Here is an 18481-nt window from a genome sequence, read left to right as displayed (position 1 = left end):
TCATTCATCATTAGTATTTAGTTCTTTTTGGATTGTATTCATCAACTTTTCCCACATATAAACAAAATAAAAGATGAATAGCTAGGCCATTCATCTTTTCTGCTAAATATTCATTCAATTTTATAAAGAAACAATCATACTTATACTCACAAGTAGGTTCCATACAATATGTAAAATGATACTAGGTACAATAGATTGTGTTTTCTTATATAACATAGCAAATACAATCCCCATAATCATTGCCGTAACCGGAAAACCACCATGAAGAATCCCAAAGATAAAGGAAGAAATAATGATACCAACTAGAAAACTATATTTCTTTTCAAAAAATCGATACAAAATACCTCTATATAAAATTTCTTCTTTAATTGGTGTAATTATAGCAACACTTAACACATATATAATACTTTGTAGACTATTTTGAAGTCCTAAGCTCCCTAATTGATCTCGTTGCTGCTCTGCACTTTCAAAGCTAAACAACTCTAACATTACATACTGAGTTAATGCAATGATGATAAAACCTATTAATAAATACAAGTAGGTTTTCCCATTTTTTAAAACAGATACATCCCATATGTTCTTAATAAAATGAAGCACTGGTTTATAAGCAAATAAAACAATAGTAACAACAGCTGCATCAAATAGAAGTAAATAATATCCCTCTAAATTAGCACGTAATACCTCTTCTCCAAAAATTCCAAGGGCTAAAGCAAGGAATAATCCCCCTAAGAGTGAGAACCCTAGAATGCTTGCAATCGTTACAACTAGATTTTTATATGTTATGTTATCTACTTCTCTTTTTGCATTATACGCGTCTAATACTGTTTTTCTCATACTATTCCTCCATTTGTTTTCATTACCTTAATAAAAACCCTTTAATACAAATATATAGATAATATAACAAATTTTTCAAAAAGAATAATATGCAATTTTACATATCATGAAAGCTTTGTATTATATAGTTTTTGGAATCAAATTACTATACAATGATTATTATATGAATTTTCAAAAAACACCTTCTATCCACCATAACCCTCGTATCATATAAAACTTATTAGTTAAAGGAGCAATGAACATGAAAACACATGACTTCCTTACAGAAATCCAGAAGGGCTCTGAACCTAGTCCATATCAAGATCCCATCGCATTCAGTTTCGTTTGCTTTTTCTTAGCGATATATACATTTTTCAAACCTGCAAAATGATATCATTTCATGAGAAAAAGCCTACCATTCTTTTCGAATCATATGCACAAAAAAACCTTAGAATTGCTTCTAAGGTTTTTGGTTGTCTCGCTTCCTATTCACTTGCGCATCACATGTAATCCTTTAATAAACGTTTCCAATAATACATGTAAACTTATATCTAAATCTAGTGGCATACCAAATCCACCCTGCTGTTCAATCGACGCAAATCCATGACAAATACTTCTGAATCCACGTGTTGCATGAAGTGCATTCTCTCCTTCTAAGCCGTACTGTTGTAAAACCTGAAGACAAAGCTTTACAATTCCGTCACCTGCTTTTCTTACTTCTTCATCTCGTAAAAAAGTTGCTTCATACAGTCCAGGATGTTTGCGTACGAATGCTACATACGCTTTTCCTAAAGAATGAATTGCTTCATCCATATATTTACCCTCAGCCGCTTCTTCCAGCCTGCTATGCAGCTGTTTGATTCCGTAAATACCAAGATTTTTCCGTACATCTTGTAAACCTTTCACATGATTGTATAGCGAGGGCGAACGTACCCCTAATCTTTGTGCTAATGAAGCTAACGTTACTTCTTGTATTCCATTTATATCTGCAATTTCTGCCGCTGTTTCTACAATTTTCTGTAATGTAAGTCCGATTCTCGGTGACATAAATTAACCCTCTTTTCTACTTTCTATATTCTGCTTAGCTTCCTTAATAGCAAGCTCTATAATAGCGCCTGGATCCTTTATCATTTTCCCATGTCCTGCCACAAGTAAAGAAGGCTCATATGCGCTTAACTTCTCTGCACTTTGTAATGATATTTCTTTGCTCCACGTTGCCATCGCAGGAAACGGAAACCAAAATTTCATTTGTCCCGAAACAGCCATACCTCCTCTTGTTTGGAATGCATCCCCGACAATAAGAGCTTTATTCCGTACATCAAGAAACGACATGGAGCCTGGCGTATGTCCCGGTGTCATAATCGCAAGAAGCGATCCAACTCGGTCGCCATCTTCCAATAACACATCAGGTACCGTTTTTACTTTTTTAGGTACACCGCCTTTTATCGGTATATTCGGTTCACCCTTTTGTAACGTCGTATCTCCTTCTAACAGCTTTGCGTCCCGCTTAGAAATATAGACTGGAACATTAGGAAGTACTTCCTTTAATGCGTCTAACGCACCGATGTGATCATCATGAGCATGCGTTAATACAATATTCGTAATTGGTTTCCCTATTTTCTCAGCCGCCTGCAAGATTCCTTTTGCACTGTATGGCAAAGCAGCATCAATTAAAGTTAAACCATCTTCTTCCTCCACAAAGTAACAATTCACAGGAAACACTCTTGGCAAAAATGACAATTGATATACCGTTTTTTCATGTATCATTCTCATATTTCCATCTCCCTTTTCACAAAAACTAATACTATTAGTTTTATTATACTAATGACATTAGTTTTATGTCACTAAAAATTTCATTTTTACAAAAAAAAAGAAAAGTAGCCGTTTATACGACTACTTTTCTTTACAGCTATTAAACTGTGTAACGCTCATCTTCTAAAATTTTCGCAGCAATTTCACGTTTCTTCGGAATTACGTTAAGTGGTGTGTGGCGAGTTAATTTACGTAACGATGATAACATCATGCGCAGCATGTCGCCGTTTTCAACTGCGATAAGTGTTTCTTTCGCATCTGCTTCGATTTCGTTGAATGCTTCTTGGCAGAATACTTCAGTGTATAACACTTTTTGTTTATTCTTTTCAAGACCAGTTGTTTTAATTGCTTTTTCTGTACGAAGAACAGCTGACTCCATTGCATATAGGTTGCTTACGATGTCAGCAATATTTACAAGAATTTCTTGCTCTTTATCTAATGCTTTACCGTATTTTTGAGCAGCTAATCCAGCTACCATTAAGCCGATTTTCTTCGCGTTAGTTACTAAATATTTTTGAAGTGCTAATGGCTCATCGCCTACTTCTTCTGGCATCATCATCATTAACTCTTCTTGTAATTTTTGTGCTTTTTGAAGAAGTGGTAATTCACCTTTCATCGCTTTACGTAAGAACGTACCTGGTACGATTAGGCGGTTAATTTCGTTCGTTCCTTCGAAAATACGGTTAATACGAGAATCGCGGTACATTCTTTCAATCTCGTACTCTGCCATAAATCCGTAACCACCGTGAATTTGTACACCTTCATCTACTGTATAGTCTAGTACTTCAGAACCGAATACTTTGTTTAAAGAGCACTCGATTGCATATTCAGCGATAGAAGCTGCTACTGCTTTACCGTCTTTTACTTCTTCTTCAGATAATGTGCTCATGCGGCTTTCGAATAGACCTACTGTACGATATACAGAACTTTCAGCTGCATATGTTTTTGCTGCCATATTCGCAAGTTTCTCTTGAATTAACGGGAAGCGAGCGATTGGTTGTTTGAACTGTTGACGTTGGTTTGCATATTGTGCTGAAATTTCTACTGCACGTTTCGCAGATCCAACTGTACCAACACCTAATTTATAACGGCCGATATTTAAAATGTTGAACGCGATAATATGACCTTTACCAATTTCACCAAGTAAGTTTTCTTTCGGTACTAATGCATCTTCTAAAATTAACGTACGAGTTGATGAACATTTAATACCCATTTTCTTTTCTTCTGGGCTTGTAGATACACCAGCATATTCTTTCTCTACGATAAATGCTGAGAAGTGCTCTCCATCAATTTTTGCGTATACGATAAATACGTCAGCGAATGCAGAGTTTGTAATCCATTGCTTTTCACCATTTAATACGTAATGTGTACCTTCTGCATTTAAACGTGCCGTTGTTTTTGCACCTAATGCATCAGATCCTGAACCTGGCTCTGTTAATGCGTATGCAGCTAATTTTTCACCAGTTGCAAGTAATGGTAAATACTTTTTCTTTTGCTCTTCGTTACCGAATAATACGATTGGTAAAGATCCGATACCTACGTGAGCACCGTGAGTAATTGCAAAACCACCAGCGCGAGAGAATTTCTCTGCGATTAACGCTGAGCTTACTTTATCAAGGCCAATTCCGCCGTACTCTTCTGGTACGTCAGCGCCTAATAAACCAAGTTCCCCAGCTTCTTTTAAAAGACGAACAGAACGATCAAACTCATGTTGCTCTAAATATTCAAGCTCTGGAAGAACTTCATTTACGATAAAGTCCTCTGTCGTTTTTGCAATCATTTTATGCTCAGATGAAAAATCTTCTGGCGTAAACACTTGATCAATTGTAATCTCATCTACTAAAAAGCTACCGCCTTTAACCGCATTTCCTACTGTTTTTTCCATGAAAATTTCCTCCTTCATATTTTCATGAGCAGCTTCTCTCTTTTTGAAAGAAGCTGGCTCTCCCGTTTATTTTTTATAAACCTTTGTTGCTTCCATTCTTTTTTATAATCCAGTTCCAGCGGCTAGAATGTTCGGTGGCTTCTCTTCTTCCTGCGAGGCAAAGAGCGCCTCTACGTCTGAAGCTCCATCCCCCTCACATTCTGAGCGAGCCGCTTCCACTTTTTTTCATAATCCAGTTCCGGTGGCTAGAACAGTCGGTCGTTTCACCCCTTCCTGTGAGGCAAAAAGCGCCTCTTCGTCAGGGCTTCCAACGCCCTCCTGTTCTGAGCGATCCACCTGCACTTTTTATAGTAATTCAAACACTCCCGCTGCTCCCATTCCGCCGCCGATACACATTGTTACGATACCGAATTGTTGGTTGCGGCGTTTCATTTCGTGAATAAGAGATAGTGTTAGTTTTGCTCCTGTACAGCCAAGTGGATGTCCAAGTGCGATTGCACCGCCGTTTACGTTTACCTTTTCTTCATCTAAACCAAGTTCACGAATAACTTGGATCGATTGAGAAGCGAATGCTTCATTTAGTTCGAATAGGCCGATATCAGATAGCTCTAAGCCAGCTAATTTTAACGCTTTTGGAATTGCAGCGATTGGGCCGATTCCCATTACTTCTGGTGGTACACCCGCTACTGCGAATGAACGGAATTTCGCAAGTGGCTTCATGCCATCGCTCACTGCTTTTTCACGATCCATTAATAGTACCGATGCTGCACCGTCACTCATTTGTGAAGAGTTACCAGCTGTTACAGAACCACGAACGTTAAATGCTGGACGTAACTTACCTAAAATATCTAGCGTCGTTTCTGCTCTTACACCTTCGTCTTGTGCGAAAATGATTGTTTCTTCTTGCAGTTTGTTATTTGATCCAACAGTACGTAATGTTACATCTACAGATACTGTTTCATCAGCAAAGTTACCTGCAGCTAATGCTTTCGCTGCACGTTGGTGACTTCTTACTGCGAATGCATCTTGCTCTTCACGAGAAATTCCATATTTCACAGCAACTTGCTCTGCTGTATGTCCCATGCCCATATAATATTCTGGAGCCGCTTCTACAAGGCGACTATTCGGACGAACCACGTGTCCCATCATTGGAACTAAACTCATTGATTCCGCTCCGCCTGATAATACAGCTTCAGAGTGACCGAGCATAATGCGCTCTGCTCCATAAGCGATACTTTGTAAACCAGAAGAACAGTAACGATTAATTGTAATAGCTGGAACATCGTAAGAAAGTCCTGCTAGTCCGCCGATATTACGAGCCATATTTAAACCTTGTTCTGCTTCTGGCATCGCACAACCGAAAATTAAATCATCGATTGGTCCTTCATAATTTGCACGCTTTAACGTTTCCTTTACTACTAACGCCCCTAGATCGTCAGGACGAACTGTTTTTAATGAACCCCTCTTTGCTTTTCCAATTGGTGTTCTTGCTCCCGCAACAATGACAGCTTCTCTCATGAACGATATCTCCCCTCGTTATTAGTTACGTAATGGCTTTCCTTTTACAAGCATGTGCTGCATTCTTGCTTGTGATTTCATCTCACTTACTAAGCTAATAAATGCTTCACGTTCTACATCTAATAAATACTGCTCATCAACTTCTGTTCCGTACGGCACTTTTCCGCCCGCAATGACATATGCAAGTTTCTTCGCAATGTGAAGATCGTACTCTGAAATGTAACCAGATAAATGCATTGCTTCTACACCAAGTGCAAGAGTTGCATATCCCGTTTCACCAACAACCGGTATCTTTTTGCGGATTGGCGCTTTATAACCAGCTTCATATAAAGCAAGTGCTTTCTGTTTCGCATCGTATAGTAAGTGATCACCATTTACACTAATACCGTCTTTATCACCTAAGAAGTTATGAGAAACTGCTTCTTGTCCTGAAGTTGAAACTTTCGCCATTGCTACTGTTTCGAACACTTTATTCGCAACCTTTTGTAGGTCAAACTCTACACCGTTTGCCATTTTATTTAAGTGTTTAATGTATAGCTCTTTATTACCGCCTCCGCCAGGGATTAAGCCAACACCAACTTCTACTAAGCCCATATACGTTTCACTAGAAGCTTGAATGCTAGCAGCTGGTAAGCAAACTTCTGTACCTCCGCCAAGCGTCATACCATATGGTGCTGCTACAACTGGCTTAGAAGAATACTTAATTTTCGTCATTGCATCTTGGAAGTTTTTCACAACCCACTCAATTTCAAAGTAGTTGTCATCTTGTGCTTCCATTAAGATCATTGCAAGGTTCGCACCAACGCAGAAGTTCTTCGATTGGTTACCGATAACAAGACCTTTATAATTTTTCTCTACTTCATCAACAGCGTAATTAATCATTTGTGTAATATCCATACCGATTGCATTACTCTTCGAATGGAATTCTAAACAAAGGATACCGTCGCCTAAGTCAATTAAGCTCGCTCCACTATTTTTCTTTAATACGCCATTTTTCGCTTTTAATTGCTTAAGAGAAATTGCTTTTTTATTACGTTCGATTAGCTTATATTCGCCATTATCGTAATAGTAGCTATCGCCGTTATCATGTTTATAGAAAGTAGTGAAACCTTTCTCTAACATTTCTCTCACCCAAGTCGGAACAACTACGCCGTTTTCTTCCATCTTTTGAACGGACTTTTCAACGCCGATTGCATCCCAAACTTCGAACGGTCCTTGCTCCCAGCCGAAGCCCCACTTCATCGCTTGGTCAATTGCAACGATATCGTCAGCAATTTCTTTATGAAGTTTTGCAGAGTATAAAAGAGTTGGTGTAATGATGTTCCATAACAACTCTCCTGCACGGTCTTTCGCGTATACAAGCGCTTTCAATTTATTCGCTAATCCTTTTTCTTGTTTACTTAACTCTACGGATGCAGCTTTTAATTTTTTACGCGCTTCGTATTCCATCGTTTCAGGATTTAATTCTAAAATTTCTTTTCCTTGTTTTAAGAAGAAGCCTTGGCCTGTTTTACTTCCAAGCCATTTTTTCTCAAGCATGTCATGCATGAAAGCTGGTACTTTAAATACATCACGCTCTTCTTCTTGTACATTTTCATATACGTTATTTGCAACGTGTACGAATGTATCTAAGCCGACAACATCTAATGTACGGAACGTTGCGCTCTTCGGACGACCAATAAGTGGGCCTGTTACAGAATCAACTTCCCCAATGCTATAGCCGCGTTTTACCATCTCTTGAAGAGTAACAAGTAAACCGTACGTACCGATGCGGTTTCCAATAAAGTTTGGTGTATCTTTTGCGATAACAACGCCTTTTCCAAGAACGTCTTCGCCAAATAGTTTCATGAAACTTAATACTTGTGGATCTGTTTCTTTCGTCGGTATTACCTCTAGAAGTTTTAAATATCGTGGTGGGTTAAAAAAGTGTGTGCCTAAGAAGTGTTTCTGGAAGTCGTCTGAACGACCTTCTGCCATTTTTTCTACTGAAATGCCTGACGTATTCGAGCTTACAATAGAACCCGGTTTACGAACAGCATCTACTTTTTCAAATAGTTTCTTTTTAATATCTAAGTTTTCAACTACTACTTCAATAATCCAATCTACATCAGCAAGAAGCTCAAGATCATCTTCTAAGTTACCTGCTTCAATCAGTGCTAGGTTTCCTTTCACTGTCAGAGGAGCTGGTTTTTGCTTCAATAGTTTCTGTACAGCCGTATTACTAAAACGATTTCTCACACTTTTATGTTCTAATGTAAGTCCCTTCGCTTCCTCTTCTTTCGTAAGCGCAGGTGGTACAATATCAAGCAATAATGTCGGAATACCAATATTAGCTAAGTGTGCCGCAATTCCCGAACCCATTACGCCTGAACCTAGAACAGCAGCCTTTTTAATTTGGAACATCCAATTCTCCCCCTATTCTTGAATGAATGCTCATTCAATTTTTCGACATAAGTCGCAATCAATGAGTGAGCCTCTACTAATAAATATATGATACTGTTTAAATTTTCGCAATATATTTATTGATAAAATTTTCTGAAATAAATATTTTTCTTTCATTTGGCTATGCTATACATGTGTATTTTCTTCGTTTAAATACACTTTTCCTTTTTATAATCTGACGAAACTGGAGGAATATATATGGCAAAACTTAAGAAGAACCCTTCAAAGGCTGGAATTAGTGCAGCTAGTGTAAGTGGAAACGCAGGTCCGCATAACCATGGCATGGAAAAAGGACGTCAAGGTAATAACCAACAATATAAGAAGCATAATATGGGCGAAAAATAACGCTATATTTTTGGGCAGAGAACGTGGCATAATGGGTAATGGCTGCTTTTTCTGCCCAATTTATTTGTACATATGGAAAACAAAAGAGGGAACGATGATGAAACGAACAATAGTTATGATTGTAATGATTGCCACACTATTTACAGGGATGATTTTCTTCTCTTATGCACACAGACAACAAGCTGTAAGAGCTGATCAACCTAATATTACTGGGCAATACGGAATTACAATCGATGCAGACACAGGTGAAGTTTTGTATGGAAAACGCGAAGATGAACGCTCTTATCCGGCTAGTATAGCCAAAATGATGACAACCCTTCTTTTACTAGAGAATGTAAAAGAGGATGAAGAAATTACAATTACAGAAAACGCAATTAAAACAGAAAGTCAAAGTAAGAAAATTAAACTTCGTGCTGGGGAAAAATTAAAGCGTGATGAGGCATTAAAACTTATGCTTATCATTAGTGCAGACCCAATAGCTGAATCAATTGCAGAACATATCGCAGGATCAAAAAATGAATTTGTGAAAATGATGAATGCTAGAGCGAAGGAACTCGGTACAAAGCATGCGACTTTCAAGAATGCAAGTGGCGCTGATGCACTTGGAAATAAAGTATCACCATATGACATTGCTATTATTACGAAAGAAGCATTAAAGTATCCAGTTGTTTTAGAATATATGAATACAACACATACAACTCTACATACTTCAGAGCGCTCTCCAAAGATCGCAAACTACGGGCGAGAAGAACTATATGACGATCGATATGCGATTGGAAGTAAAAGCGGTCTATCCGCACTCGGTAAATATACGGTCGTAACAGTGGATAAAAAAGACGGTAAACGCGTCATTAACGTCGTATTATCTTCTACTCGCACGCAACTATATCCTGATACGAAAAAAATGGCGCATTACGCATTTCAGCAATTAAAATAACCAAGGAGTATTTTCTCCTTGGTTATTTTTTAACCATACCTTTTAATACGAACGCAACGTTTGCTGGGCGCTCTGCTAGACGGCGCATGAAATATCCATACCAGTCATTTCCATAAGGTACGTAAACACGCATTTTGTAGCCTTCTTTGACTAGCTCAAGTTGACGCTCATTACGAATACCATATAACATTTGGAATTCAAATTGATCCCTTGGAATATTGTGTTCTTCGGCAAGTTTTTTTGTATATTCAATAATCGCTTCGTCATGTGAAGCAATTGCAGTATAATTCCCATTTAATAAGTGCATTTTAATAATTTTTTTATAATTGTCATCTACATCTTTCTTGTCCGGGAACGCCACTTCTTCAGGTTCTTTATAAGCCCCTTTTACAAGACGTAAATTAGGATTATAAGCGTTTAAGTCTTCAATATCTTTTTCTGTACGATATAGGTAAGCTTGAATAACAGTACCAATATTATCGTATTCAGATTTTAATTGTTTAAAGATATCAATTGTTTTCCCGCAGCGTGTATAGTCTTCCATATCAATTGTAACGAACACACCATTTTCTTTTGCAGCTTCTAAAATACGGCGCATATTGTTCATTACGATTTCATCAGAGATATCTAATCCCATAGAAGTCATCTTTAAAGAAAGCTGCGAATCCAGACCTTCTCTTCCAATTGCACGGATCGCTTCAATCGATTGGTTAGCCATTTCATTTGCTTCCGCTTCATTATCAACGAATTCACCTAAATAATCGATTGTTACACAAAGTCCTTGCTTATTTAATGCCTGAATGGCAGCTGTCGCTAATTCAATCGTCTCCCCTGCGACGAAGCGACCTGCACCAAAGCGTAAACCGTACTTTTTAGCCAGTTTTGTTAGCGCTTTATTTTTAGATAAGAAAAGAAACGAATTTCGCATTAATTGTTCCATGTAATTCACCCCTATGACTGTGATTTATCTGTTTTTTACCCCTCTTCAAAATTATATCACTGTTTAAAATTATTGGATACAAATAATTATTTAGATAATTTACAAAATACTATAAAAACATTTAAAACCCTATATTCTCGCATGTAAATATGAAGGAAATATTTTTCGACATTTAGAAAAAACGGGTTTACTAGGGCAAAAATAGGCATATCGAAAATATTCGACATGCCTATAAAACCCTTTATATTCCATGTAAATTATATAAGGATATTAATAAAGAAAACTTGAGGTAACATTCACCTCAAATTTTCTCACTGCTCATTTCGCTTCTCTTCATTCAGCTTTTTAATATCCGTAATTAACTGCACCATCTCTTCTTTCGCATCTGGATATGTCTCATTCCAATGCTTCACTAAAGCTGGCATCGTCTTCGCTATGTAAGAATAAAGCGCCCACTTCTGCACCTGTTCTTTTCGCTCTTCACTACTCTCTCCAAGTAACAGCTCAGTGTATTTCTCTAGTAACCCGTCAAACTGCTCGTTAAACTTTTCACTCATTTCATTTACCTCCTATATGAAAAAAGCAGCGAAGATCGCTGCTTTTTCTTATAATTTTGATCGAACAGAGTTTAATTTTTTCTCCATTGTGCTTACTTTATCACGACGATCATCAATACGAATTGTTGTTGCAACACGCTGTGCACCTTTCGTATAAGGCACTTCATGCATTTGTTGAATTACTTCTAGAATAACAGGAAGATCTCCTTCAATAACTGTATTCATCGGTGTTAATTGATACTTCACGCGATCCGCATTTTTCTCGAGCACCTTTTGTACTTCTGCTACATATTCACTAACACTTGGATTACCTGTTCCTACTGGAATAATCGACACGTCAACAATTGCCATAGTAGTCTTCCTCCTATAATCGTTTCTTATATATCCATTGTCTATTTTACCGAAATCCTCATCATTTTACTAATATGTTACTCTTCCACTTTAAACTGCTCGACTAATCTTTCTAAATCTCTCATATGCTCTGTCAAACTTTCCATCGTGTGAGCTACCTTTTCTAAATGATTCACCTGTGATTCCGTTGCAGCATGTACCTCTTCAGAAACAGCTGCACTTTCTTGACTCGTACCAGCAATTGTATGCATTACCGCTGTAATTTCCCCTTGCTCGTAACCTATGTTATGTACCTCTTCTACAATTTTTTCAACTGAAGTACTAATCGTATTTACAACTGACATAATTGTGCGGAACTCCATTTCCGCCTCTGTCGTCACTTTATTTTGCACATCTGCAATGTCTTTCAATTTACTTACAACTTCTACAACCCTTTTTACTTCTAATTGTACATCACCAATCATCGTTGTGATTTCTCCGGTTGCCTCTTTTGATTGTTCCGCTAATTTCCGAACCTCTTCAGCAACAACCGCAAATCCCTTACCTTGCTCACCTGCACGGGCAGCTTCAATCGATGCATTTAAAGCAAGTAAATTTGTTTGATCCGAAATGCCTTTTATAAGCTCAACAACACTTTGAATCGATCCAACTCTTTGTTCTAACTTACCCGATGCTTCTTCTGTATGAACGACAATCGACGATGATTGTCCCCTCGTACGTACTAAATTCCTCATTGTATTTAATCCTTGCTTAGATGCCTCTTCCGCTTTGCCAGCCACTCCTTTTATTTCATCAACAGAGCTATTCATTTGTTCCACTGACTCCGCCATATTCTCGAGCTGAGCTGAAACTTCATCTACACTATTCGCAAGTGTAGAAGCTCCTCCGCTCACATCATCCATTGCACCTGAAACTTCTCTACTAGCCGCTACTGTTTCGTTCGTTAAATAAAGTAAACTATTCGTTGATTGTTGCACCGTTGATACGCTATTTTTAATTTTACTTACCATTTCATTCATTTGTTCAACCATATCATTAAAGTGCTTCGTCAACTCTCCAACTTCATCTTTACTTGTCACTTTCATTTGCAGCGTTAAATCACCTTCTGCTACTTTTTGAACGTGATTCGTTAATAATTGCAGTGGTCTTGCTAATCTTCTTGAGAACAAGTAGGAAGCTACGATTCCAACTAATAAACTAATACATGCCATCATAATGACTGTATTTCTCGTACTATTTAATAGCCCATCGATTGTTTCTTTCGGATAAAAGATTCCTATCTTCCATTTCATCGCATCAAATGAATCACTATAAACAACTACATCTTCACCTTTTAATGTAGTGACAGCATATTTTGTTACCTCTTTATTTAAGCTCTTCATAAGTGGCTCTTTAGAAACATCTTTCCCTATCTTTTCTGGATAAACAAGAGCCATATTTTTATCATTTATAATAAACATTTCTCCGTCATTATTGTATTGAATATTGTGAAGCAACTTCTGAATCGTCCCAAGCGATACATCCATCGCAACAACGCCTAATACAGATCCATCTTGAGCTGTAATTGCTTTAGAAACCCCTACACTTAGCTTGCCTGTCGCAATTTCATAAGAAGGTTGTCCCCAATGAACCTTTTTTACATTAGCCTCTGAATCTTTATACCATGCTCTTGTCGTTGGGTCATACCCTTCTGGCACTTGTCCACCTTCAGCAAGATTGGCACTTAATGTTTTTTTATCTTTCGTACCAATATATAAATCTAAAATACCAGGATGATTCTTTTTATACTCCGCAAACTCTTTCGTTAAAAACGCTTCCTCTTCTGGAGTAACCCCATCTTGAAGCACATTACGAATCATCTCGCTGTTCGCATAATACCCCATATCTTCATCCGTTCTTTGAACAAATGTCGTAAGTTGCTCTGTCACAAGATCCATCGCATTTTGAGAATACTCGTCTAAGGAACGCACTTCCTTTTCTTTCTGTAATTGATACACAGCTGTACCCAATATTACGAACATCATAGAAATAAGAACTGAAAACACTACCGCAATTTTTAAACGTAAACTTCTTAACATCTTCCCCCTAGCATCCCTTCGCATTAAATTAAAAACTTATTAATCATTATATTAAGTATAATAGATAAAATTAAAAAATTGAAATTAATTCTCTCCTTAATACAATTAGAAAACGGACTACCACTTGTGCAAAAACAAATAGTTCATTATCCTTAAAATATAATCTCATTCGTTCGGAGGGAACTATGTTACAAAAATTCGGTTTCTCACAATATGAAAGCCAAGCTTATGAAGTTGTCGTATCAAGCAATGAACCATTAGATGCTACAACAATTGTGAAGCATTCAGGTGTTCCAAAAGCAAAAATATATGAAGTGCTAGCACGCCTAATCGATAAAGGAATGGTAATGGATTCTGTTTCAGAAAAGAAAAAACTGTATACAGCATTACCACTAAAGCTAGCAATTGAAAAATTAACGACAGAATTCCAATCAAATATTAAAGAACTGGAAACAAACATATCAAAAAAATCATTTACAGATGACCGTGTGTGGAGCTTAAAGATGCAATCTTCTATTCGAGTTCAAAGTAAAGAACTCGTTGAAAGTGCAAAAGAATCAATCCGTATTTCAGCTTGGAATGATACTCTTTTAGAATATCTTCCTTTACTAGAACAAAAAGCAAAACAAGGTGTTCAAATTGAATCTCTTATTGTTGGAGAAGTAGAAACAGACTTAGAAAACATGCATTTTCTAATCCCAGCTGAAGAGCCTAATGCATTAGAGCGCTACTTACTACTCATCGTTGACGATCGTGAAATTTTATTTGCTGGCGTAGAACAAGAGTCATGGCAAGCGATGAAAACAATGTCACAACCTTTCGTAAAGTTCTTTACAGAATTCTTCTATCACGACGTTGCACTTGCAAAAATTACCCAGAAACACCATGATCTTTTTATGGAAGATGAGGAAATTAAAAGTTTATTGATGAAGTTGAGGTACTAATTAAATAATAAAAAGGAGTCTAGTTTTTCACCTAGACTCCTTTTCATTCTGTTCCTTTATATCCGTCAAAAGCTCAATAATTTTCTCATTTTGCTCCACTTGTTTCTCTGAATTTTGATAGATGAAACGAATCCATCTTAATATAAAAATAACTATCAATATCGGCAGTAGTGCCATTATCATGCCGAATACCGAGTAATTAGACATCATTTTCCATCACCTCGCTACATACACCTTCTCCATTTTTCTACCAATACCTTCAATTTTTTACAAATGAAAAAAGAACCTATCAAACGATAGATTCTTTTTTTGCAAGCTGAGTAGAACGTCCTCTCGTAATCGAGAAAATCGCGCAAAGCAGTGCTAATATAATAAAGCCACCGCCTACCCAAGCGTTATATATAACAGATGATTTTTCAATAACAACTCCGCCTACTGTTGAACCGAGCGCAATTCCTAAATGAAGGGCTGAGTTATTTAAACTTTGTTGAATACCAGCTGATTCTGGTGCAATTTCAATTAAATAGTTTTGTTGCGCTGGTGAAATAGCCCAGCTCAGCATACTCCAAAGTACCATCATAATAATGAACAGTGGGAATGAGAATGTCATCATCGGCAATATGAAGATAGCACACGCAAATACGATAATAATTGAGATAATACTTTTCTTTGATCCCCATTTATCCGCAAGCCAGCCACCTAAGCCGCCACCAATTACTGCTGCGATCCCGAAAATGAAGTAAAATACACTAATCCAATTCGCTTCAACATGCATCACATCTTTTAAGAAAGGCGTTAAATATGCATATAGTGTTAAATGACCTGTTAAAAATAAAAATGACGTTAACTGTGCACTCACAATTTTTTTATCTTTTAACGTAGCAATTTGTTCTCTTATTGATACCACCGATATCGGTGGTACTTTCGTTAAGAATAATGAAATACAAGCGATTGCCATAACTGTTAATACCGAAATTAATACAAATGGTGCACGCCATCCGTATGCATTGCCGAGTACAAGACCGAGTGGTACTCCAAGTACGAGCGATCCACTAATACCCATGAAAATAATTCCAATTGCACGCGCACGGAAATGCGGTTCTACAACGCTAGAAGCAAGTGTTACTGACAGTGCAATAATAAGCGAACCACTCGCTGCACAAACAACCCTTGAGAACATTAACATCCCGTAATTTAAACTAAATGCTGAAATAATATTTCCAATTAAGAAAATTGATAAGGCCCCAACATACAATTTTTTCCTTTCAATCTTCCCTGTTAACGCTAATAAAACCGGACCTGATAAAGCAAATACTACTGAAAATATTGTTATGAGCTGACCAGCTGCACTAATAGATACACCTAAATCATTGGCAACTAGATCGAGCGTTCCTCCTATAATTAGCTCAACCGTTCCGACTACAAAAGCCGCGATAGCTAAAATATAAACACGAAAATTCAAGTCTTTCCCCACACTTTCTATTTTGGTTACTNNAGTAACCAAAATAGAAAGTGGAAGCAAGTACAATTTTTTTACAGTAAAAAAGGTAGGCGTATTATACGCCTACCTTTCAATCATGACACTTCATTTTTGTTCTTCTTATTTAAATACCAATACACCGGGAGCCCCGTAAATACAATTCCAATTGATAAGAAACAACTTACCGGATCATTAATAATCGCACTACCGATTACAAAGAACGAACCTAAAATCGCAACGATTGGTACAATTGGGAATAACGGTACACTATACGCACGCTCTTTATTCTTATTACGTTTTCTTAAAATGAAGACACCAATAAACGTCATTACATAGAAAATATAAATAATGAATACGGAAATCTCAGATAGCTTATTCGGATCACTAATAATCATTAGAATAATTCCTAAAATGATCTCAACAGTAATCGCATTTGCTGGTGTTTTAAATCTCGGACTTTCCTTTGCAATAAACTTAGAAAATGGAAGTTGTCCACGCTCTGCCATCGACATTGGAATACGTGGGAACGTTAAAATTTTTCCATTTAAACAACCGAAAATAGAAACGATAATACCTATACTAATAATTTTTCCGCCGTATTCCCCAAGTAACATGCCCGCAGCTGTCGCTGTTGCATTTTCTCCAAGGTCTACAATTTTCGCTGCTGGTAATACATTTAATAACGCTAAGTTAATTAATACGTAAGCAGCAGTTACAATTAAAATCCCAACTGTCATTGCTTTCGGTAATAACTTTGTTGGATTCTTCATTTCTCCGCCAATCGAAGCAAGTAGAATCCATCCATCATACGCAAATAAAGTTGCTAAAATTGCCATACCGATACTTTGATTTTCTGATATCGGCACTACTACGTTAAAAATATCACTGTTTCCTTTCCAAAAACCTAACACGACAATTAATACAATCGGAATCATTTTCCCAATTGTCGTGATCGTTTGAACGATACCTCCGTATTTTGTTCCCATACTATTTACAAAGCCAAGGAACACAACTGTTCCGATTGCGATTGGTAAATTCCACACTTTATCTAAATAGAAAAAATTAATCATTAAAGAACTAAAGTATAAACCTAATGTTCCGATAATAGCTGGTCCATAAACAATTGTTTGCATCCAGCCCGATAAATATCCCCAAAAACTTCCGTAAATCTCCTCTAAATACGTATACAACCCACCATTTTTCGGGATTTGCGCTCCAATTTCAGCTACTGTTAAACCACTCGCTAACGTCAACAGACCACCAATTACCCAAGCAAGAATGGCCATATTAGAACTCCCTGAGTAATCTAATACGCTTCCTGGTTTCATAAATACACCAGACCCGATAATCGTTCCTACTACGATAGAAAGTGCCACTGTTAAACCAATTTTGTTCTTCTCATCATGATGCATGCTGCGTATCCTCCTTCCAATCCTAGTGTGATGCAAAAATGAAATAAAAAAACACTCCTCCCTAAAAAAGGGACGAGTGTCGTATTCGTGGTTCCACCCTTGTTTCAATTCGTAAAGTGACACACTTCACCAATTTCTCAAGTCTAGATAACGGTTTTTGCCGGCAAGCAATTACTAGGTATCCTTTCACTGCTGCAGTTCAGAGGTGGTAATCTATTTTTCCGTATTAGGAAGCTCACAGCCAAAGGCCTCCCTCTCTGAGAATCGTAAAAAATTGATCATGTCCTCATCATCACTTCTTGATGTCGAATTCTGTAGTTATTGTTCATTATATTGAATTGTTAGAAAAAATCAATATATTTTTTTATATAACATAGGAAATATTCCTCTTCTTATATTATAACAGAAGATACAACACTTCTCTAATTTCCTCGTACCTTTGGAGCAGTGTAGCGGTAAAAAATTATATGAGCGATTTTCAAAATATATCGATTTACCAACAAAAAATGACAATAAGTAAGAGGAGACTTCCAAAAAGAAAGCCTCCTCACATATGTACCTTCCGGTTGCCCCACGAAAGATACATAGATCAATTATTTATCTTCTTTTTTCATAAAAAACTTATGATGCGGAAGGTCCACATTCAATTCCTCTAATTGTTTCTTTTCATTGTCTAAAATCGCTTTTGCTTTTGTTTTTGTTGCCTCATCTAATCCCGCAAAGATGTCCTCATGTTTCTCTTTCTCTGGAAGTTTCACACCTAGTTTTGTTAATTCTTCTTTTGCTTGCTCATGTGTTAATTTTCCGGACTTTTCTTGTTCAAAAATAGACTTTACTTTTTCCTTTGTTGCTTCATCTAAGTTAGCAAGTATGTCTTTATGCTTACCCTTCTCTGGCATTTTCACGCCTAACTTTGTTAATTCCTCTTGCGCTTGTTCACGTGTTAATTTTCCGGATTTCTCTTGCT

General features: G+C 37.1%; 16 protein-coding genes, 2 pseudogenes and 1 other annotated feature. Of the genes and pseudogenes, 3 read left to right on the top strand and 15 right to left on the bottom strand.

Features of this window, described 5'->3' with window-relative positions; genetic code table 11:
- Positions 1-120: 120 nt before the first annotated feature.
- The 6 genes from COK05_RS11635 to COK05_RS11605 all read right to left on the bottom strand — a co-directional run bounded on the left by COK05_RS11635 (position 121) and on the right by COK05_RS11605 (position 8431).
- Entirely contained in the window at positions 121-834 is a 714-nt protein-coding gene (locus COK05_RS11635; RefSeq protein ID WP_098612704.1) for a CPBP family intramembrane glutamic endopeptidase, read from the bottom strand.
- Positions 835-1302: 468 nt separating this feature from the next.
- The gene (locus COK05_RS11630; protein WP_098612703.1) at positions 1303-1860 is read right to left on the bottom strand and encodes a TetR/AcrR family transcriptional regulator; all 558 of its coding nucleotides are present in this window, start codon (positions 1858-1860) and stop codon (positions 1303-1305) included.
- 3 nt (positions 1861-1863) lie between these two features.
- Positions 1864-2586, bottom strand: a complete 723-nt coding sequence (locus COK05_RS11625; RefSeq protein ID WP_098612702.1) for an MBL fold metallo-hydrolase — start codon at positions 2584-2586, stop codon at positions 1864-1866.
- Between the two features lie 139 nt (positions 2587-2725).
- Entirely contained in the window at positions 2726-4510 is a 1785-nt protein-coding gene (locus COK05_RS11620) for an acyl-CoA dehydrogenase family protein (protein ID WP_000416287.1), read from the bottom strand.
- Between the two features lie 345 nt (positions 4511-4855).
- Positions 4856-6028 carry an acetyl-CoA C-acetyltransferase gene (locus COK05_RS11610; protein ID WP_001206343.1) on the bottom strand — a complete coding sequence of 391 codons (1173 nt, stop codon included), beginning with the start codon at positions 6026-6028 and terminating at the stop codon, positions 4856-4858.
- Between the two features lie 21 nt (positions 6029-6049).
- Positions 6050-8431 (bottom strand): 3-hydroxyacyl-CoA dehydrogenase/enoyl-CoA hydratase family protein, encoded by a 2382-nt coding sequence (locus tag COK05_RS11605; RefSeq protein WP_098612700.1) that lies wholly within the window; start codon positions 8429-8431, stop codon positions 6050-6052.
- A 237-nt stretch (positions 8432-8668) separates the two neighbouring features.
- Here COK05_RS11605 and COK05_RS11600 point away from each other — a divergent pair, with 237 nt between their 5' ends.
- Positions 8669-8815, top strand: a complete 147-nt coding sequence (locus tag COK05_RS11600) for a YuzL family protein (RefSeq protein ID WP_098612699.1) — start codon at positions 8669-8671, stop codon at positions 8813-8815.
- 97 nt (positions 8816-8912) lie between these two features.
- On the top strand, positions 8913-9752 hold the full coding sequence (locus COK05_RS11595; protein ID WP_098612698.1) for a D-alanyl-D-alanine carboxypeptidase family protein: 840 nt from the start codon (positions 8913-8915) through the stop codon (positions 9750-9752).
- Between the two features lie 22 nt (positions 9753-9774).
- On the opposite strand, the gene COK05_RS11590 is transcribed toward COK05_RS11595, so the two are convergent.
- The 5 genes and pseudogenes from COK05_RS11590 to COK05_RS32160 form a co-directional block, all read right to left on the bottom strand.
- Positions 9775-10692 (bottom strand): proline dehydrogenase family protein, encoded by a 918-nt coding sequence (locus COK05_RS11590; protein ID WP_000436780.1) that lies wholly within the window; start codon positions 10690-10692, stop codon positions 9775-9777.
- A gap of 311 nt (positions 10693-11003) precedes the next feature.
- Positions 11004-11249, bottom strand: coding sequence for a YusU family protein (locus tag COK05_RS11585; protein ID WP_098612697.1), 246 nt, complete (start codon positions 11247-11249; stop codon positions 11004-11006).
- A gap of 48 nt (positions 11250-11297) precedes the next feature.
- On the bottom strand, positions 11298-11600 hold the full coding sequence (locus COK05_RS11580; RefSeq protein ID WP_001018862.1) for an MTH1187 family thiamine-binding protein: 303 nt from the start codon (positions 11598-11600) through the stop codon (positions 11298-11300).
- 77 nt (positions 11601-11677) lie between these two features.
- A complete protein-coding gene (locus COK05_RS32165) occupies positions 11678-12502 on the bottom strand; it encodes a methyl-accepting chemotaxis protein (protein ID WP_440898750.1) in 825 nt (274 codons plus the stop codon).
- A 123-nt stretch (positions 12503-12625) separates the two neighbouring features.
- Positions 12626-13621 (bottom strand): annotated as a pseudogene (locus COK05_RS32160) (cache domain-containing protein); the annotation flags it as partial.
- A gap of 242 nt (positions 13622-13863) precedes the next feature.
- Here COK05_RS32160 and COK05_RS11570 point away from each other — a divergent pair.
- A complete protein-coding gene (locus COK05_RS11570; RefSeq protein WP_098612695.1) occupies positions 13864-14622 on the top strand; it encodes a TrmB family transcriptional regulator in 759 nt (252 codons plus the stop codon).
- 27 nt (positions 14623-14649) lie between these two features.
- Here the strand turns inward: COK05_RS11570 and COK05_RS11565 are convergent, their stop codons facing one another.
- The 4 genes and pseudogenes from COK05_RS11565 to COK05_RS11550 form a co-directional block, all read right to left on the bottom strand.
- The gene (locus COK05_RS11565; RefSeq protein WP_098612694.1) at positions 14650-14832 is read right to left on the bottom strand and encodes a hypothetical protein; all 183 of its coding nucleotides are present in this window, start codon (positions 14830-14832) and stop codon (positions 14650-14652) included.
- A 79-nt stretch (positions 14833-14911) separates the two neighbouring features.
- The gene (locus COK05_RS11560) at positions 14912-16096 is read right to left on the bottom strand and encodes an MFS transporter (protein ID WP_141539060.1); all 1185 of its coding nucleotides are present in this window, start codon (positions 16094-16096) and stop codon (positions 14912-14914) included.
- A gap of 101 nt (positions 16097-16197) precedes the next feature.
- On the bottom strand, positions 16198-17514 hold the full coding sequence (locus COK05_RS11555) for an APC family permease (RefSeq protein ID WP_098612692.1): 1317 nt from the start codon (positions 17512-17514) through the stop codon (positions 16198-16200).
- Positions 17515-17579: 65 nt separating this feature from the next.
- Positions 17580-17816, bottom strand: a binding site (T-box leader).
- Between the two features lie 291 nt (positions 17817-18107).
- A pseudogene (locus COK05_RS11550) lies at positions 18108-18481 on the bottom strand (hypothetical protein); the annotation flags it as partial.

The sequence above is a fragment of the Bacillus cereus genome (genome assembly GCF_002567495.1).
GTDB lineage: Bacteria > Bacillota > Bacilli > Bacillales > Bacillaceae_G > Bacillus_A > Bacillus_A cereus_AQ.
The sequence above is the reverse complement of the archived record's forward strand: the minus strand, read 5'-3'. Positions and strand labels throughout refer to the sequence as shown.